Annotated in this window: 14 protein-coding genes and 1 tRNA gene; 6 read left to right on the top strand and 9 right to left on the bottom strand. The window is 66.8% G+C overall.

The window, feature by feature from the left end; all coding sequences use genetic code 11:
• Positions 1–23: 23 nt before the first annotated feature.
• Together BBX35_RS19160 and BBX35_RS19155 are read left to right on the top strand one after the other, a co-directional pair.
• On the top strand, positions 24–458 hold the full coding sequence (locus BBX35_RS19160; RefSeq protein WP_067223512.1) for a hypothetical protein: 435 nt from the start codon (positions 24–26) through the stop codon (positions 456–458).
• A 66-nt stretch (positions 459–524) separates the two neighbouring features.
• A complete protein-coding gene (locus BBX35_RS19155; RefSeq protein ID WP_067223510.1) occupies positions 525–2,273 on the top strand; it encodes an SLC13 family permease in 1,749 nt (582 codons plus the stop codon).
• Between the two features lie 30 nt (positions 2,274–2,303).
• Here BBX35_RS19155 and BBX35_RS19150 read toward each other — a convergent pair whose 3' ends face one another.
• From BBX35_RS19150 to BBX35_RS19120, 7 genes are all read right to left on the bottom strand, one after another.
• A complete protein-coding gene (locus BBX35_RS19150; RefSeq protein ID WP_067223508.1) occupies positions 2,304–2,996 on the bottom strand; it encodes a response regulator transcription factor in 693 nt (230 codons plus the stop codon).
• Entirely contained in the window at positions 2,993–5,713 is a 2,721-nt protein-coding gene (locus tag BBX35_RS19145) for a DUF4118 domain-containing protein (RefSeq protein ID WP_067223505.1), read from the bottom strand. The genes BBX35_RS19150 and BBX35_RS19145 overlap by 4 nt, the downstream gene beginning before the upstream one ends.
• Before the next feature lie 224 nt (positions 5,714–5,937).
• A complete protein-coding gene (locus tag BBX35_RS19140; RefSeq protein WP_067223503.1) occupies positions 5,938–6,507 on the bottom strand; it encodes a potassium-transporting ATPase subunit C in 570 nt (189 codons plus the stop codon).
• A 14-nt stretch (positions 6,508–6,521) separates the two neighbouring features.
• Positions 6,522–8,204 (bottom strand): potassium-transporting ATPase subunit KdpA, encoded by a 1,683-nt coding sequence (kdpA, locus tag BBX35_RS19135; protein ID WP_083206437.1) that lies wholly within the window; start codon positions 8,202–8,204, stop codon positions 6,522–6,524.
• A gap of 122 nt (positions 8,205–8,326) precedes the next feature.
• Entirely contained in the window at positions 8,327–10,399 is a 2,073-nt protein-coding gene (kdpB, locus tag BBX35_RS19130) for a potassium-transporting ATPase subunit KdpB (protein WP_067223500.1), read from the bottom strand.
• Between the two features lie 216 nt (positions 10,400–10,615).
• Positions 10,616–10,705 (bottom strand): K(+)-transporting ATPase subunit F, encoded by a 90-nt coding sequence (kdpF, locus tag BBX35_RS19125; protein ID WP_067223497.1) that lies wholly within the window; start codon positions 10,703–10,705, stop codon positions 10,616–10,618.
• 261 nt (positions 10,706–10,966) lie between these two features.
• Positions 10,967–11,689 (bottom strand): helix-turn-helix domain-containing protein, encoded by a 723-nt coding sequence (locus BBX35_RS19120; RefSeq protein WP_244271667.1) that lies wholly within the window; start codon positions 11,687–11,689, stop codon positions 10,967–10,969.
• A 346-nt stretch (positions 11,690–12,035) separates the two neighbouring features.
• On the opposite strand from BBX35_RS19120, the gene BBX35_RS19115 reads away from it, so the two are divergent.
• Positions 12,036–13,031, top strand: coding sequence for an aminotransferase class IV (locus tag BBX35_RS19115; RefSeq protein ID WP_083206436.1), 996 nt, complete (start codon positions 12,036–12,038; stop codon positions 13,029–13,031).
• Positions 13,032–13,199: 168 nt separating this feature from the next.
• Here BBX35_RS19115 and BBX35_RS19110 read toward each other — a convergent pair.
• A tRNA-Ala gene (locus BBX35_RS19110) sits at positions 13,200–13,275 on the bottom strand.
• A 197-nt stretch (positions 13,276–13,472) separates the two neighbouring features.
• Positions 13,473–13,868, bottom strand: a complete 396-nt coding sequence (locus BBX35_RS19105) for a TIGR02300 family protein (protein ID WP_067224021.1) — start codon at positions 13,866–13,868, stop codon at positions 13,473–13,475.
• A gap of 265 nt (positions 13,869–14,133) precedes the next feature.
• On the opposite strand from BBX35_RS19105, the gene aroA reads away from it, so the two are divergent.
• The 3 genes from aroA to rpsA all read left to right on the top strand — a co-directional run bounded on the left by aroA (position 14,134) and on the right by rpsA (position 18,183).
• Positions 14,134–15,489, top strand: coding sequence for a 3-phosphoshikimate 1-carboxyvinyltransferase (aroA, locus tag BBX35_RS19100; protein WP_088946121.1), 1,356 nt, complete (start codon positions 14,134–14,136; stop codon positions 15,487–15,489).
• A complete protein-coding gene (gene cmk / locus BBX35_RS19095; RefSeq protein WP_067223492.1) occupies positions 15,486–16,112 on the top strand; it encodes a (d)CMP kinase in 627 nt (208 codons plus the stop codon). The genes aroA and cmk overlap by 4 nt, the downstream gene beginning before the upstream one ends.
• Positions 16,113–16,473: 361 nt before the next feature.
• On the top strand, positions 16,474–18,183 hold the full coding sequence (gene rpsA, locus BBX35_RS19090) for a 30S ribosomal protein S1 (protein WP_067223490.1): 1,710 nt from the start codon (positions 16,474–16,476) through the stop codon (positions 18,181–18,183).
• Positions 18,184–18,240 lie beyond the last annotated feature (57 nt).

Raw genomic sequence — 18,240 nt, 5'->3', positions numbered from 1 at the left:
GCAGCGCACGAAAGGACGCGGCCATGCAAGGGACCCCGCGGCAGGACAGGCACGCGACGGCCGAAAGCGGCCGACCGGCCGCCGTGCCGCGGGTTCTCGCGCTCGCCAGCACCAGCCCCTGGCAGCGAGAGCGCACGCCCGACACGCTGATCGGTGAGGTGCTGTCGGCCTTCCGGCATGGCGGCGGCCTCGTGCGGCTCGCCTCGCCGCGCAACTTCCTCATCTGGTACTCGTGCATTGCCCATGGCGACGTGCCGGGACTGGTCGTCCTGCCCAACACCGATTGCGGCCTGACCGCGCCCGAATGGGATGTCATCGCCTGCCATCTCGTCGCGGCAGCCACTCCGGCAGCGACCGAACCCGGCGCCGACACCTTCCCGCGTCCCCAGCCGGAGGAGATCGGGCCGATCCTTGCCAAGATCCGAAATGCCCTCGCCGGCAGCTGGGTCCGCGAGTAGGCTCCCGCACAGGGCTTGCGCCCGACGACACCGGCTCAAGAACAGCAGTCGAGGACCACGGCCGACGTGACGCTGGATCAGGCACTTCTTCTGGCATTGCTGGGCGGCCTGCTGGCCGTCTTCGCGCTCGACCGCTGGCGGATCGAGACGGTCGCGATTGCCGGACTGTCGCTCGCCTGCCTGCTCGGCCTCGTTCCCCTGCGCGACGCGCTGTCCGGCATCGTCCATCCGGCGGTGCTCACGGTCGGCGAGGTGCTGCTGATCGTGCAGGCGCTGCACGGCAGCCACGCGGTCGAGCGGATCGGCCGCTGGATGACGGCGCGCCGCCTGCACGACTGGCAGATCCTGTCCCTGCTCTGTCTGCTCGGCGCGGTCCTGTCGTCGGTGATCAACAATATCGGCGCGCTCGCCCTGCTGGTGCCGGTTGCCTTCGCCCTGTCGCGCAGCGCCGGTCTCGACCCGCGCGGGCTGCTGATGCCGCTCGCCTTCGCCACCCTGCTCGGCGGCCTGTGCACCGTGGTCGGAACGCCGGCCAATCTCATCGTCAGCTCCGCCCTTGCCGGCGCACGGGGCAGCGGTTTCGCGTTTCTCGACTTCCTGCCGACCGGCGCGCTGGTCGTCGTCGCCGGCATCGCCGCGCTCGTTTTGTGGAGCGGGCAGATCTTTCCCTTGCGCGCGGCGGATGCCGCCGGCGCCCCCTCCACCGGGGGCCCGCGCGAGCGGCTCATCTGCGAGGCGGTCGTCGCCGACACCCCGCCGAGCGTGAGCGACCTGGAAGAGCGCCTCGCCGGCCGGGTGGTCTCGGCCTGGCGCGGCGAGAAGCAGCTCTTCCCCCTGACAGACCGGACCATCTTGCAGCCCGGCGACCGGCTGCTGGTGGACGGCGGCGCGGAGGAGCTCGCCCGCCTTTTCGCCGGCGGGCAGCTTCGCGAGCACGAGACCCGGGAGGCGGCGGCCGCCGACAGCATCCGCGTGCGCGCAGCCGTGATGCCGCACAGCAGCCTGCTCGGCTCGCGCCTCGGATCCATCGGCGATGTGGAGGAGCTGTCCATCGACATCCGGGGCCTCACCACCCGCGCGGACCATCACGACAGCACCCTCGCCGACATCCGGCTCACGGCCGGCGACATCCTGCATCTCTCCGGCCGGGCGGAGGCGATCCGGATGCTGGTGGACGATCACGGGCTGCTGGCGATCTCGCAGGACCCGGCCGCAGCCCCGTCCGGTCACCCGGCCTCGGCCCCGACGCTCGCCATCATCCTGGCCGGCATCGGCATCGCCGCCCTCGGCCTGCTGCCGCCGGAGATCGCGCTCGGGGCGGCCGTCGCCGTTCTGGTGGTGACCGGCCGGCTGGACCTGCGGGCGGCGCTGCGCGATCTCAACTGGCCGATCGTGCTGGTGCTGGTGGCGACGCTGCCGCTCGGCACCGCGATCGAGACCACCGGCACGGCCGGGATGCTGGCAGGGGGGATCGCCTCACTGCTGACGCCCGGCGATACCATGACGGCGGCGGCTGTCCTGCTCGGCGCCGCGCTGGTGATGACACCGCTCGTCAACAATGCGACGACCGCGGTGGTGCTCGCCCCCATCGCCATCGAGACGGCGGGCGTGCTCGGCGTGGAGCCGACCGCGCTGCTGATGGCGGTGGCCATCGGCGCCTCGCTGGATTTCCTCACGCCCATCGGCCACCACAACAACACGCTGGCCTACGGGCTCGGCGGCTACCGCTTCATCGACTTCCTGCGCGTCGGCTGGCCGGTGACGCTGGCCACCGTCGGTGCCGGCCTTGCCGGCCTCGCCCTGTTCTGGACGTGACGGAGCGCGAGGTTCCCTTGCCGGGCGGCCTCAATCGGCTTCGCGCAGCCGGTAACCGACCCCCGTTTCCGTCGTGATGTATTGGGGCTCGTCGGAGCTCAGCTCGATCTTCTGGCGGAGTTGGCGGACATAGACGCGAAGGTACTGCACATCGGCGGATCCGCCCCAGACCTCCTCCAGCAAGTGCCGATGGGTGATGACCTTGCCGGCGTGCTGCACGAGAACGCGCAGGATGTCGTACTCCTTGGGCGAGAGCTTCACCTCGGTGTCGCCGACCCGGACGATCCGCTTGACCAGATCGACGGCGAGCGCGCCGGTCCGGAAGATCGGACGTTCCCCCTGTTGCTGGAGCTTGTGGCGCAGTGCGACGCGGATGCGCGCCACCAGTTCCTTCGTGCCGAAGGGCTTGGTGACATAGTCGTCGGCGCCGAGCTCGAGCGCCCGGACGATGCCGGCTTCGTCGGTCCGGCTCGACAGGATGATGATCGGCAACTCGACCTGTTCGTTGCGCCATCTGGCCAGGAGATCGTGCCCTGGAATGTCGGGAAGACCGAGGTCCAGGATGATCAAGTCCGGCTCGCCTGCCGCGACGCTCGCCATCGCCTCGCTGGCATTCATCGCCTCGACGACCCTGTATCCCTCGGCCGAGAGACCAACGCGCAGCAGCTTGCGGATCGGCACCTCGTCGTCGACGACGAGTATCCTGACGGCGGGGCTGGTCATCGTACGTCATCCAATCTTGGCAGGTCAGCGGGAACCGGCATCCGGATCGTGAAGACGGCGCCGCTGCGGTCGGCCCGGTTGGCAGCCGTGATCGTGCCCCCCATGGCCTCGACGAACCCCTTGCATATCGAGAGCCCGAGGCCCGTGCCGGCGAGGACGTGATCCCGCTTGCGGGCACGATGGAAGCTGTCGAAGACCCTTTCCAGATCGGCAGGGGGAATGCCCTGACCCTCGTCCAGTATCTGGATCATCACCCAGCGCCCATCCTCCCAGGCGCGGATCCGGACTGCGGTTTCCGGCGGCGCGTATTTCGCAGCATTGTCGAGGAGGTTGAAGATCACCTGCTCGAACAGGACAGGGTCCACCTTGAGCATCGGAAGGTCGGGAGGAACATCGGTCCGGACCTGATGGCGCGACAGGATCTTCTTCGCCCGGCGGAGCGCCGAGCCCACCATGTCGTCGAGATAATGCAGGGAGGCGTTGGGCTCCATCGCTCCGGTCTCGATCCGGGACATGTCGAGGAGATTGGCGATGAACCTGTTCAATCGCTCCGATTCATCGACGATGGTGGACAGCATCTCCGTACGGTCGGTTTCCGGAAGTGCCGTCGAATAGTCGCGAAGGTTCCCGGCCGCCCCGAGAATGGCCGCAAGCGGTGTCTTGAGATCGTGCGATATCGACGCAAGCAATGCGGAGCGCAGCTTGTCGGCTTCCGCGGCCAGCTTTGCCCGGTCGACATCCGCGACAAGCTGAATGCGCTCGATCGCGACGGCCGCCTGGTCGGCCAGCGCGTCCAGCAGACGCTGTTCCTCGGGCGTGAGCAGCGGGCCTTCCCTGTCGCTGTCCAGGCCGACGACACCCACCGGCGTCTCGCCCGTCGTGAGAGGAACATAGAGACGGGAAGCGCCCGGCAAGGTATCGGCGCCTCGCCCGGCCGGACGGTTGTTCTCCCAGGCCCACCGCGCGGCGGCGATATCGGCATCGACCAGCGTATCGTCGGGCGGCACACCCGCCCTGACGGCCACGGTGCCGTTCTCGGGCAGCAGGATGACGACATGCAACCTGAGCATCGACGCCATCTGGTGGGCCGACGCCCACAGCACGTCGTCCAGCGTACCGGCCCCGGCCAGCTTGCGGCTGAAGGAGTAGAGAGACTCGGTCGTTCGGGCCCGCGCCTTGGCGGCAACCGTCTGCGCTCGCGCGCGGGCGGCGACATTCGACACGATCACCGCCACGATCGTGAAGAAGACGACGGCGACGATCTCGCGCGGCCGTGAGATCAGGAACGTATGGTACGGGTCGGTGAAGAAGAAATTGTAGCAGGCAGCCGACAGAACGCTGGCGTAGAGCGACGGCAGCAGGCCGAACCAGACGGCCACGGTGACCACGCCCGTCAGGAATATCAGCGCGACGTGTTCGACGCCGAGCCAAGGCCAGAGCGCCATGCCGAAGCCGATCGCCGCGGCAACAACCATCGTCGACTTGAGATAGGCTTTCCAGTCCGGACGCCAACGCGCCTCCGCGGCGGCGACGGTGGCCCTCGACGCCAGGATCCGGGTCGGCTTGCTCCCGGCCACCACATGGACGCTGATGTCGCCGGCGTGACGGACGAGCTCGTGCACCACGGAGCCGTGCAGGATCTCGAACCAGCGGGACCGACGGCTCTTGCCGATGACGATATGCGTGATGTTGTTGGCGCGGGCATAGGCGACCACATCGGCCGAGATCCGGCCGTCGCCGCCGGGAACGGTTACGGCCTCCCCTTCCAGATGCTGCGCCAGCCGCAGCGCCTCGGCAATGCGGTCGCGGCCGTCGTCGTCCAGGCTCTGAGTGCGCCGCCCCTCGACATGCAAGGCAACCCAGGGCGCATGCAGCCGGTCCGCGAGCCTCTTGGCATACCGGACCAGCCCGGCCGACCGGGGATCCTCGCTCACGCAGACGAGAACGCGCTCGCCGGCCGGCCACGGCCCCTCGATGGCGCTCTGGCGCATCTGCGAGAGCAACTGCTGGTCGACCCGCTGGGCGGTCTGGCGCAATGCCAGTTCGCGCAGCGCCGTCAGGTTGCGCGGGGAAAAATAGTTTTCGATCGCGCGCTTGGCAGTCCTCGGCACATAGACCTTGCCCTCGTTCAGCCGTCTGATCAGATCGTCCGGCGTAATGTCGATGATCTCGACGTCGTCCGCCTTCTCGAAAACGGAGTCCGGCAACGTTTCCCGCACGCGGATGCGCGTGATCTGGGCGACGACGTCGTTGAGGCTTTCGAGGTGCTGGATATTGAGCGTCGTGTAAACGTCGATGCCCCGCTCGAGAAGTTCCAGGACATCGAGATAGCGCTTGGGGTGACGGCTGCCCGGCGCGTTGGTGTGGGCCAGTTCATCGACCAGCACCAGCGCCGGATTGCGTTCGAGCACCGCGTCGAGGTCCATCTCCTGAAGGACACGGCCCTTGTAGTCGATCCCGGTCCGCGGAACGACTTCGAGACCGCGCACCAGCGCCTCGGTTTCCTTCCGGCCGTGGGTCTCGACCACGCCTATGACGACATCGTCGCCGTCGGACTTGCGGGCGCGGCCGGACAGCAACATCTCGTAGGTCTTGCCGACCCCGGGCGCGGCGCCAAGGAAGATCTTGAGACGGCCGCGTGTCTCCTGCTCCGCTTTTTCCAGCAGCGCGTCGGGAGAGGGCCGTGATGTGTCGCGCGTCAAGTCTTCCGAACCCATGTCGCCATTTCCGCCATGCCGAGGCCATCAAAGGCAAGAGCCCGACAGTCCAATAGCCTATCGGCCGTTTCGCCGCTCGAATTCCCGATCCGGTCATCCTGCTCCGAAACACCGCCTCCGGGCCGGCAAAGCCTGCGCCGGAGGCGGCTGTCATGGATGGGGCGCCCGATGGGCACGGCCTCCTGGCTCATCGGCCAGACTGCTGCCCAATGAGCGCTTCCCCGTCAACGTCCTGACGTTCGCTCCATCGCGTCGAGCGCGAGGTTGAGCTCGAGGACATTGACGATGCGGCCCGGCGTCAGGACGCCGCCCGGCGAGACTGCCGCCCCACGGACGAGCTTCTCGACCGGCGCTGTCTCAAGGCCGCGTGCGGCAGCCACGCGGCCGGCCTGATAGAGTGCGCCCTCCTCGGAGATATGCGGGTCGAGACCTGCTCCGGACGCGGACACCAGATCGGCCGGGACCGGGTTGTCCAGCGTCGCGCCGTAGCGTTCCGCCAGCTCGCGGCCGCGGTTCGCGACCTCGGTGCTCGTCGGCGACTTGTTGCTGCCGCCGGCGCCCGCGCCATCATAATCGACGGCGGAGGGCCTCGGCCAGAAGTAGCGCGGTTCGGTGAAGGCCTGCGCCACCTGGCGACTGCCGACGACCGCACCGCCCTGTCCAACGATCAAAGACCCATTGGCCGTGTCCGGAGCGATGGCCTGGGCCAGGGCCCAGACGGCGGTTGCATACCCGGCGACGCAGATCAGCATGGTCGCTGCGGCGATGCGGATGCTTGAGACGAGAAGGTGCATCTTTCCAGACCCCATCAGTTCATGAACATGACGTGTTCGGCAATCGGGCCGAGCGTCGCTGCCGGGAAGAAGGTGAGCGCGCCGACCACGAAGATCGTCGAGGCGAGCATCGCGGCGAAGACGCCGCTTTCGACGCTGAGCGTGCCGCTCGACTCCGCGCTGCGGCGCTTCGACGACAGCGAGCCGACGATCGCGAGCGGCAGGATGATCGGAATGAACCGCGCGAGCAGCATCACGATCCCGGTTGCGATGTTCCAGGGCACGGTGTTGTCGCCGAGACCCTCGAAGCCGGACCCGTTGTTGGCGCTGGCCGAGGTGAACTCGTAGAGGATCTCGCTGAAGCCATGCGGCCCGACATTGTTGAGCGTGTCGGCGCCCCATGGCGTGGCCGCGAAGATCGCCGTGCCGCCCAGGATGAAGAGGCCGTGCGCCAGCAGCGCGAACAGGGCGAGCTTCACTTCCCGCGCTTCCACGCGCCAGCCGAGATATTCCGGCGTCCGGCCGATCATCATGCCGGCGATGAAGACGCCGACGACGATGTAGAGGAACATGTTGATCATGCCGACGCCGACGCCGCCGAAGGTGGAGTTGAGCCACATGCCGACCATCGGCATCAGGCCGGTCATCGGGTTGAGACTGTCGTGCATCGAACCGACCGAGCCGTTCGAGGTCGAGGTCGTCAGGATGGACCAGAGCGGCCCTCCGGTGGCGCCGAACCGGAGCTCCTTGCCCTCAAGATTTCCGACAGTGCGTTCGATCGGCAGATCGGCGAAAGCCTGAGTCGGAGCGGACTCGAAATAGACGGCCCCGGTGATCTTGACCGCGATGAAGCCCAGCATCACCGCGGAGATGACGCCGGCGTGGCGCAGGCGGCCGACAATCCGGCCGAACATCCACACGCACGCCATCGGGATGATGATGATGGCGAACATTTCGAGGATGTTGGTCCAGAAGCCGGGATTCTCCAGCGGATGGGTCGAGTTGGGACCGAAGAAGCCGCCACCGTTGGTGCCGAGCTGCTTGATCGAGACGAAGGCGGCGACCGGCCCGCGCGCGATGGTCTGCTGCACGCCTTCCAGCGTTGTGGCGAGGACCGCGCCTTCGAAGGTCATCGGCACACCGCCGAGGACCAGCAGGATCGCCACGATGAAGGCGACCGGAAGCAGCACGAGGAACGAGGCCCGCTGCACGTCCATGAAGAAGTTGCCCAGCGGACGCCCCGCCAGACCGCGGGCGAGCGCGGCGAGCGCGGCGATGCCGGTCGCCGCCGACACGAACTGCAGCCACATCAGCCCGGCAAGCTGCGACAGGTAGCTGAGCGACACCTCGCCCGAATAGTGCTGGAGGTTCGTGTTCGAGGTGAACGAGGCAGCCGTGTTGAAGATCAGGCTGCCCTCCAGGGCGCCCTTGCCGTCCGGGTTGAGCGGCAGGTGCTGCTGAAGCGCCAGAATGGCGTAGGTGACCAGGAACATGACCACGTTGAAGGCCAGCATGGCGAGCATGTAGCGCTTCCAGGTCTGGTCCGGCGCCGCGAGGGAACCGGCCACGATCCGCATGACGCGGGTATTCCAGCCGGCGAGACCGGCCGACGGATCGGCAGGGTCCATCGCCCATTTCATGTAGCGGCCGAGCGGCCAGGAGATGAGCGCCGTCCCTCCGACAACGAGGGCGACGAAGAGCAAGGATTGCATCAGCATCGAATTGGCTCCGAGATCGCTGGAAGGTCAGGCCCGGTCGACGGCATTGGTCATGACGAGCAGAAGCCCGAAGACCGCCAGGCCGAGAAGCAGACAGAAAACAGTCATGGGATGAGCTCCTGTCAGGCGAGGCCGATGGCGGTGATGGCGATGTCGATGGCCTTGATGCCGATGAAGGGCACGATCAGGCCGCCAAGCCCGTAGATGAGAAGATTGCGCTTCAGCAGCCCGTCCGCCCCGATGGCCTTGTAGGCGACGCCCTTCAGAGACAGCGGGATGAGCGCGATGATGATCAGCGCGTTGAAGATGATCGCCGACAGGATCGCGCTTTGCGGCGTCGCCAGCCCCATGACGTTGAGCACGCCCAGTTGCGGATAGAGCGCGACGAACATGGCCGGGACGATGGCGAAATACTTCGCGACGTCGTTGGCGATCGAGAAGGTGGTCAGCGCCCCGCGTGTCATCAGAAGCTGCTTTCCGATCCCGACGATCTCGATCAGCTTGGTCGGGTCGGAATCGAGATCGACCATGTTGCCGGCCTCGCGCGCGGCCACCGTGCCGGTGTTCATCGCCACCCCGACATCGGCCTGGGCCAGCGCGGGAGCGTCGTTCGTGCCGTCGCCGCACATGGCAACGAGCTTGCCCTTCGCCTGCTCCTCGCGGATCAGCGTGAGCTTGTTTTCCGGCGTGGCTTCGGCGAGGAAATCGTCGACGCCCGCCTCTGCCGCAATGGCTGCTGCCGTCATCGGGTTGTCGCCGGTGATCATCACGGTGCGGATGCCCATGCGGCGCAGCTCGGCGAAGCGCTCGCCAATGCCACCCTTGACGATGTCCTTGAGCTGGATGACGCCGAGCAGCCTTCCGTCCCTGACCACCGCCAGAGGCGTGCCGCCGCTCCTGGCGATGTCCCTGGCGATCGTGTCGAGTTCGCGTCTGCTCTCGGCGCTGGCGCGGATCGATCCGTTCGCGGCGGACGCCTGTTCGACATGCTTGAGGACTGCGTCGACCGCCCCCTTGCGGATGGACGACCCGTCGAGGTCGACGCCCGACATGCGGCTTTGCGCGGTGAACGGCACGAAGGTGGCGTGAAGCGATTGCATGTCCCGCCCGCGAATGCCGTATTTCTCCTTGGCGAGCACGACGATGGAGCGGCCTTCCGGCGTCTCGTCGGCAATCGAGGCAAGCTGAGCCGCGTCGGCCAGCTCGCGTTCGGTGACGCCTTTTACCGGACGGAATTCGGTCGCCTGGCGGTTGCCGAGCGTGATCGTGCCGGTCTTGTCGAGCAGCAGCGTGTCGACATCGCCGGCCGCTTCCACGGCGCGGCCGGACATGGCGAGCACGTTGAAGCGCACCAGACGGTCCATGCCGGCGATGCCGATCGCCGAAAGCAGCGCGCCGATGGTGGTCGGGATCAGCGTCACGAACAGCGCCACCAGGACGATGATCGGGATGGATCCGCCTGCATGGGCGGCGAAAGCGGGAATGGTGGCAGTCGCCATCACGAAGATCAGCGTCAGGCCGGCGAGCATGACGTTCAGCGCGATCTCGTTCGGCGTCTTCTGGCGCTCTGCGCCTTCGACCAGGGCGATCATGCGATCGATGAAGGTGGATCCGGCCTCGGCCGTGATCCTCACCTTGATCCAGTCCGACAGCACCTGCGTGCCCCCGGTGACCGCCGACCGGTCGCCGCCGGATTCGCGAATGACCGGCGCGGACTCGCCCGTGATCGCCGCCTCGTTGACCGAGGCGATCCCCTCGATGATCTCGCCGTCGGACGGGATGATATCCCCGGCTTCGACCAGCACCACGTCGCCCGTCTTCAGGCTGGTACCCGGCACGAGCTTCGCCTCCCTGCCTTCCGGGTCGGAAAGGAGCTTGGCTTGCGTCTGCGTGCGCGACCGGCGCAGCGCATCCGCCTGTGCCTTGCCGCGCCCTTCCGCGACCGCCTCGGCGAAGTTGGCAAAGAGGAGCGTGAACCAGAGCCAGAGGACGATCTGGAAGGAAAAGCCGAGATCTCCGGCGCCGGTCGCCGCGTCTTTCACGAAAAGCACCGTCGTCAGAACCGAGACGACGGCGACGACGAACATCACCGGATTTTTCGCCAGCGTGCGTGGATCGAGTTTCTTGAAGGCTCCCCCAAGTGCGGGGACGAGGATGCGAGCGTCGAACAGGCTCGCGGACTGTGACTGGCTCATGAGTGGCTCCAGTTTGTTGCCTGGTGGCACGGCTAGGCGCCCGGGACATGCCCGAAAGGCTGCATCGGAAGGCAAGCGACGCGCACAAGCGGCACCGCCCCCGATCATGGCGGGGAGGATTTGCGACGCCCGGAGCGGCTGCATGCCTTCGGGATTTCGGGATTTCGGGTCGCGGATGACGAATTGGCGGATCGGGCAGGACCGGGTTCCGCGAATTCAGAAGCGCTCCGGCCGAAGCAGCGCGTAGATCAGATAGGCGGCGACCAGCAGCGTCACCGCTCCGCCAAGAAAGTACTCAGCCGTCATTTGGCACCCCTTCTCACATGCGTGCGGGGCCTGTGCGTGCCCCGCGCAGTCCGATGCGGGTGATCGCCGGGCAGTCGGGGCTGTGCGAACGTCTGGCAGCCCCGTTTCCGCCCCGGGCGGTCACCGATGGTGCCGAGACTGTGGCGCGAAACCGCATAAGCGTTCGAGAGAGAGGGGAAGCCCAAGAAATAAAAATCTCATAGGAAAAACGTGCCGTTGCGGTCGCACGTGCCGCCTGCGTCGCGCACGCAAGCAACCGGTTCACAGGATGATCATGTCCTCCTTCGAGGTCAGGAACTCCCGCACCTCGAACGGGATCTGCGGATCATTGCGGTCCAGCACCGTCGAGCGCTTCAGGTCCTCGCGCTGCAGCAGCCCCTCGCCGCGATACTGCAGCACCACGCGGGTCGAGAACGGCTGGCGCAGCATCGTCGCGGCGATGCCGTTGGTCACGCCGAACAGGTAGCGCCGCGGCGAGCGGTCCTGCGAGGCGAAGATCGACATGGTCAGCTCGTTGCGCTGGGCGCTCTCGTAGTCGATCGCGAAGATGCGCCCCGCCAGCGGCATCGTCATCCCGTGATACTTGAAGACATAGTCGGCCTTGCCGGGCGTGTCGTAGGCGGGGAACCGCTCCACGTAGTAGTGCATCAGCAGCGAACCGTGCCGATAGATGCAGAAGGCCGCCCGCAGGATCCGGCCGGGATAGATGCTGGAGAAGTGATAGCGGTCGTACCGGCCCGGAAGGTCGCCGCCCTGCGCCCCGTCTCCCCTCACCGCGTGATCGAGAAAATCCATCGCCTTGGGGGCGCTGCGCAATTCGTCGAGCACACGGTGAGAGTTGCCGTCCATCAGCGAGACGAACTGCTCGTGCGGCATTTCCAGCATCGGCGGCGCCACGCCGAAATATTGCGCAATCCGACGCAGGTTCGCCGCGGACGGCCTGTGCTGCCCCGCCAGGTACTTGTTGAACTGTTGGCGGTTCACTCCCGTTGCGCGGCAAACATGCGAAACGGACCCCTTGCTGTCGCACAGGTAACGGAGGTTTCGAGGCAGTCCGTCCATCTTCCCGCCATCGCTCACGATGCCTCACCCCGCCGCTCGAGAATGCGTCACTTCGCGTCAGATTATCTGCAAGTGCGAAATTGTCGACAGGCCGGGCTGTCGGCACACTCGGCCGACGGGATGGATGCAGGCGGCCGCGGGGAGAGCAGATCCGATTGCGCGAGGCGGCCGACCACAGGAACGCTGACGGCGCCGCCGCCTGCCATCTCCTGAAAAAACGAATCTATCGCTTGAAACGAAGACGCTGATTTTGGGGAAGGAAACAGACATGAGCTTGCAGGACACCGGGCCCTCGCTGACCTGGCCGGAACCGTGCGACAGCGTGCAGACATGCGCACCGCTGCCCGGCTTCGAGAAAGGCTCCGCCTTCATCGACGGGCGCATCGTCCCCATCGAGGAGGCGCGGATCCCGCTGCTCGACTGGGGTTTCCTGCGCTCCGACGCGTTTCAGGAGACCGTTTCGGCGTGGAACGGCAAGGTGTTCCGCCTCGACGATCATCTCGCCCGCTTCCGCCGGTCCGGCGAGCGGTTGCGCATGCCGATCCGCTACGAGCCGGCGCAGATCCGCGAGATCATCCACGCGCTGGTGCGGGTCTGCGGCTACGACAAGGCCTATGTGCAGATCATCAACACGCGCGGGCGCCCGCCCATCGGCAGCCGCGACCTGCGCCTGTGCGAAAGCCGCTTCCAGGCGTTCTGCATGCCCTACATGTGGCTCAAGCCGCCGGAGTTGCAGTCGCTCGGCATGAGCCTGCACATTTCCTCGCGCCTGCGCGTTCCTCCCGCCTCCGCCGACCCGATGGTCAAGCACTATCACTGGCTCGATTTCGAGATGGGCCTGCTCGACGCCTATGACGCTGGGTGCGAGACCGTCGTCCTGACCGACAGCGACGGCAATGTGGCGGAGGGGCCGGGCTTCAACATCTTTGCCGCCGTCGACGGCACGCTGGTGACCCCGGCGCGCAACATGCTGGACGGCATGACCCGCCGCACGGTGCTGGAGCTGGCGCGCCGGCTCGGCCTCCCGGTCGAGGAGGCGCCGCTGTCGCCCGAGATGGTGCGCGGTGCCTCGGAAGTGTTCCTGACGACCACTGCCGGCGGCGTCGTTCCGGTGACCTCGGTCGACGGCAAGGCAGTTGCCAACGGGGCGCCGGGCAACTTCACCACCCGACTCCACGCCGCCTACTGGGCGCTGCGCGAGGAAGGAGCCATGGGCGACCCCATCGACTATTCGGCCGCAACACCCGAAGAGTGGCTCGGCTGAACATGACTTGCGGGGCGCGCGCCATGCCGCGCCCCGATCGCCGACGGCTGCGGGACGATTTCTCGGCGCGGCGAACGGGATCCCGACGGCGCAAACGGCGTGATCAGGCGAACAAGCGCCTGCGCCAACATATTCGATGTACGGGGATTTTCATCTGGAGGGGAAGACTGGTGGAGCCAAGGGGAGTCGAACCCCTGACCTCTTGAATGCCATTCAAGCGCTCTCCCAACTGAGCTATGGCCCCGTCTTCCAGTGTCTTGTCCGAAGATCCTGGCCCCGATTTTCCGGGACCGCTTCGCTTCGAACTGTCCGGCGACGCTTGGGTTCGTCTTGCCGGTGCGGGCGGAAAATACGTCTTCCGCCCCTCAAGTCAAGCGGAATAATCCGCTTTTCCCGACAGGCCCTGAGGAAAAGTTTCAGGGCCTGTGGACAACGCCGTTTTCAGCGGTCGGTATCCTCGTCGTCGCGCTCGAGCACGATGCCCGGCACGTCGTCGTCTTCCTCGTCTTCGTCGTCGATGAAGACGTCGTCGCTGTCGTCGTCGCCGATTTCCTCGTCGACTTCGTCATCGTCGATCGCGACGGCGCTCTCGCCCTCGGTCTCCGCGTCGGCTTCCTCGAGGCTCACCATCTCGGCGCCCTCGTCTTCCAGCTCGACGTCGTCCTCGTCCTCTTCGACCACCGCCGCAGCCTTGGCCGCGGTCTTCGCCCGCATCGCCTGGGCCACGATGAACACCGTACCGCACTTGGGGCAGGTGATCGGATCGCGATTGAGGTCGTAATATTTCGTGCCGCAACCGCCGCACAGCCGCTTGGTGCCAAGTTCGGGTTTTGCCACGTTTCCAACCCTTGTCTGCAGATAATCGGGCGTTCGCATAAAGGCTGCCCGGCTTCCTGTCAAAGCCTAATCCGCCCTGCTTCGTCAAACGCTTTATGGACCTGCCCCTTTGCCGTCTCCGGCATGTTCGCCGGGCCGCGTCCGACGGGGCCGCTACGGGACCTTCGCAGGACCCTCACAGGGGGCAACACCCACGGTGACGTATCGGTTCCAGCATGATACGAGGTGCAACGCAACAGTCGGCTTCAAGCTTTCGGAATCCAGCATGTCCCACTCCACCGCCGCAAGGCCGCTGACGGCCCGCTCCGGCGCCGCGCTCAAGGGCCGGGTCACCGTGCCCGGCGACAAGTCCATTTCCCACCGGGCCCTGATGCTCGGCGCGCTGGCCATCGGCCGGACCACGGTTTCGGGCCTGCTGGAATCGGAGGACGTGCTCAACACCGCCGCCGCCATGCGCGCCTTCGGTGCCCGCATCCAGCGCGACGCCAATGGCCTGTGGACAGTCGACGGCGCCGGTCTCGGCAGCCTGGTGGAACCGGAGACGGTGATCGACTACGGCAATGCCGGCACCGGCGTGCGCCTTGCCATGGGCATTGCCGGCACCCACCCGATCGCCGCCACCTTCACGGGCGATGCCTCGCTGGTGAAGCGGCCGATGGGCCGCGTGCTGGAGCCGCTCAGGATGATGGGCACGCGGGTGATCTCGCGCTCCGGCGACCGGTTGCCGCTGTCCATCCACGGCCCCGGCACCCCGGCGCCGATCAGCTACCGCGTCCCCGTGCCGTCGGCGCAGGTGAAGTCGGCGGTGCTGCTGGCCGGCCTCAACGCGCCGGGCCAGACCACCGTGATCGAGCCGATCCCCACCCGCGACCATACCGAGCGCATGCTGGCCGGCTTCGGCGCGACCATCCAGGTCGATCACGACGACAACGGCGGGCGGGTGATCACCGTCACCGGCCAGGGCGAGCTGCAGCCGCAGGACGTCACCGTGCCGGCGGACCCCTCCTCCGCCGCCTTCCCCATCGTCGCCGGCCTGATCGTGCCGGGCTCCGAGGTGATCGTCGCCGACGTGCTGCTCAACGAGCACCGCACCGGCCTGCTGACCACGCTGCAGGAGATGGGCGCGGATCTGGAGATCACCAACATTCGCGAGACCGGCGGCGAGCGCCTCGGCGATGTACGCGTGCGCCATTCGCAGCTGAGGGGCGTCGAGGTGCCGGCGGACCGCGCGCCCTCGATGATCGACGAATATCCGGTGCTGGCCGTCGCCGCTGCCTTCGCGCAGGGCACCACGACCATGCTCGGGGTGGAAGAGCTCAAGGTGAAGGAATCGGACCGGCTTGCGGCGGTCGCCGCGGGCCTGCGCGCCAACGGCATCGAGTGCGAGGAAGGCGAGAGCACCTTGCGGGTGCACGGGCGCAAGGGCCCGATCGGCGGCGGCACCGTCACCACCCATCTCGACCACCGCATCGCCATGACCTTCCTTGTGCTCGGCCTTGCCGCCGACCGGCCGGTCACGGTCGACGACGGCGGGGTGATCGCCACCAGCTTCCCGACCTTCGAGGCGCTGTTCGCGGAGCTCGGAGGCGACATCAGCGAAACGGGAGAGCAGGCCGCATGATCATCGCCATCGACGGGCCTGCGGCCTCGGGCAAGGGCACCCTGGCGCGCCGGCTGGCCGACCATTACGGACTGCGCCATCTCGACACCGGCCTCACCTATCGCGCGGTCGCCGCAGCCCTGCTCGCCCGCGGCCTGCCGCTCGGCGACGAAGCGGTGGCGGTGGCGACGGCGCGCAATCTCGACCTGTCCCGCCTCGACCGCGACGTGCTGTCGGCGCACGAGATCGGCGAGGCCGCCTCGCGGATCGCCGTGCTGCCGGGCCTGCGCGAGGAGCTGGTGCGGCTGCAGCGGCGCTTTGCCCAGGAGCCGCCGGGCGCCGTTCTGGACGGGCGCGACATCGGCACCGTGGTGTGCCCGGATGCGGACGTGAAGCTCTATGTGGTGGCAAGCGCTGCCGAGCGCGCGCGCCGGCGCACCCAGGAGCTCGTCTCCAAGGGACAGGACGCGGAATACGCTCGGGTGCTGGCCGATCTGGAACGCCGCGACCAGCGCGATGCGGGCCGCGCCGTGGCGCCGCTGAAACCGGCCGACGATGCGGACTTGCTCGATACGTCGGAAATGGATATAGAAACCGCGTTCAAGGCGGCTGTGGATATCGTCGATAGCGTGCACGCAAGGTAGCGGTCACGAGATCGGCGCTTTTTCGCATCGCGCCCGAGCCGGATGCCTGCCTTCGCGTGCCGACATCCGCGCCCATTGGCCTCATGGTCCGGCTCGCCCGCGACCGGCCGGGCGAAGACTGGCGGATCGCGGACATGTTTTTCCCCTTTCGGTGAAGAACGGCCACGCATTTCCCGCAAGACATGACTGAGCGTGCGGTTTCGCCTTCCGCCTCGCCGGCCTGCGCAATCCTGTTGCCAAAGGGCAGATGGAGCGCGCGGATGCAGCCCCCCAGACAAACGCGGGGTTGCCGGATGGAGGAGCCGCCAGGACCAACACAAACCCGCCGGCGACGAGCCAGACTTGGCTGCCAGGAGTTTCGATGAGCAGTTTGAACCCTACCCGCGATGAATTTGCCGCCCTTCTCGAGGAAAGCTTCGAGCAGCAGGAGCTGTACGAAGGTTCCGTCGTCACCGGCACCGTGATCGCCATCGAGAAGGATCTCGCGGTGATCGACGTCGGCCTGAAGGTCGAAGGCCGCATCGCGCTGAAGGAATTTGGCGTCAAGGGACGTGACGGCGACGACGCCGGCGTCTCGATCGGCGACAAGGTCGAGGTCTATCTGGAGCGTGTCGAGAACGCGCTCGGCGAGGCCGTCCTGTCGCGCGACAAGGCTCGCCGCGAAGAGAGCTGGGTCCGTCTCGAGGTCGCTTTCGAGGCGAACGAGAAGGTCACCGGCCAGATCTTCAACCAGGTCAAGGGCGGCTTCACCGTCGACCTCGACGGCGCCGTGGCCTTCCTGCCGCGTTCGCAGGTGGACATCCGTCCGGTGCGCGATGTCGCCCCGCTGATGCACACCCCGCAGCCGTTCCAGATCCTGAAGATGGACAAGCGCCGCGGCAACATCGTCGTGTCGCGCCGTGTCGTCCTCGAGGAGACCCGTGCCGAGCAGCGCTCGGAGCTGGTCCAGAGCCTCGAGGAAGGCCAGGTCATGGAAGGCGTGGTCAAGAACATCACCGACTACGGTGCGTTCGTCGACCTGGGCGGCATCGATGGCCTGCTGCACGTCACCGACATCGCGTGGCGCCGCATCAACCATCCGAGCGAGGTCCTGTCGATCGGTCAGACCGTCAAGGTCCAGATCATCCGCGTCAACCAGGACACGCACCGCATCTCGCTGGGCATGAAGCAGCTCGAGGCCGATCCGTGGGACGGCATCGAGGCCAAGTACCCGGTCGACGCCAAGTTCACGGGCCGCGTGACCAACATCACCGACTACGGTGCGTTCGTCGAGCTGGAGCCGGGCATCGAAGGCCTGATCCACGTGTCCGAGATGTCCTGGACCAAGAAGAACGTCCATCCGGGCAAGATCGTCTCCACCTCGCAGGAGGTTGAGGTGATGATCCTGGAAGTCGATCCGGTCAAGCGTCGTATCTCGCTCGGTCTCAAGCAGACCCTGCAGAACCCGTGGGAGGCCTTCGCCGAGAAGTTCCCGACCGGTACCGAGGTCGAGGGCGAGGTCAAGAACAAGACCGAGTTCGGTCTGTTCATCGGTCTCGACGGCGACGTCGACGGCATGGTCCACCTCTCCGACCTCGACTGGAACCGTCCGGGCGAGCAGGTCATCGAAGAGTACAAGAAGGGCGACATGGTTCGCGCCGTCGTGCTCGACGTCGACATGGAGAAGGAGCGTATTTCGCTCGGCATCAAGCAGCTCGGCGGCGATCCGTTCGACACTGCTGCGGCCGGCGAGCTGCGCAAGGGTGCGATCATCACCTGCGAAGTGGTCGAAGTGAAGGACGGCGGCCTCGAGGCCAAGATCGTCGACACCGACCTGACCACCTTCGTGCGTCGTGCGGACCTGTCCCGCGATCGTGCCGAGCAGCGCCCCGAGCGTTTCTCGGTCGGCGAGAAGTTCGACGCCCGCGTCACCCAGTTCGACAAGAAGACCCGCCGCGTGTCGGTCTCCATCAAGGCGCTGGAAATCGCCGAGGAGAAGGAAGCCGTTGCGCAGTACGGTTCGTCGGACTCGGGCGCTTCGCTCGGCGACATTCTCGGCGCGGCCCTCAAGGCCCGCGAGACCGACGACTGATCGCCAAAAGCGACATCGCGAAAAACAGAACCCCGGCCGAAAGGCCGGGGTTTTTTC

Source organism: Stappia indica (genome assembly GCF_001696535.1).
GTDB lineage: Bacteria > Pseudomonadota > Alphaproteobacteria > Rhizobiales > Stappiaceae > Stappia > Stappia indica.
This window is presented reverse-complemented; position numbering and strand designations above follow the sequence as displayed.

Coding starts and splice junctions, on each gene's coding strand:
- BBX35_RS19160 (WP_067223512.1), top strand. CDS start 24: ATGCAAGGGACCCCGCGGCAGGACAGGCACGCGACGGCCGAAAGCGGC.
- rpsA (WP_067223490.1), top strand. CDS start 16,474: ATGAGCAGTTTGAACCCTACCCGCGATGAATTTGCCGCCCTTCTCGAG.
- kdpA (WP_083206437.1), bottom strand. CDS start 8,204: ATGCTGATGCAATCCTTGCTCTTCGTCGCCCTCGTTGTCGGAGGGACG.
- kdpB (WP_067223500.1), bottom strand. CDS start 10,399: ATGAGCCAGTCACAGTCCGCGAGCCTGTTCGACGCTCGCATCCTCGTC.
- kdpF (WP_067223497.1), bottom strand. CDS start 10,705: ATGACGGCTGAGTACTTTCTTGGCGGAGCGGTGACGCTGCTGGTCGCC.
- cmk (WP_067223492.1), top strand. CDS start 15,486: ATGATCATCGCCATCGACGGGCCTGCGGCCTCGGGCAAGGGCACCCTG.
- BBX35_RS19150 (WP_067223508.1), bottom strand. CDS start 2,996: ATGACCAGCCCCGCCGTCAGGATACTCGTCGTCGACGACGAGGTGCCG.
- aroA (WP_088946121.1), top strand. CDS start 14,134: ATGTCCCACTCCACCGCCGCAAGGCCGCTGACGGCCCGCTCCGGCGCC.
- BBX35_RS19115 (WP_083206436.1), top strand. CDS start 12,036: ATGAGCTTGCAGGACACCGGGCCCTCGCTGACCTGGCCGGAACCGTGC.
- BBX35_RS19145 (WP_067223505.1), bottom strand. CDS start 5,713: ATGGGTTCGGAAGACTTGACGCGCGACACATCACGGCCCTCTCCCGAC.
- BBX35_RS19140 (WP_067223503.1), bottom strand. CDS start 6,507: ATGCACCTTCTCGTCTCAAGCATCCGCATCGCCGCAGCGACCATGCTG.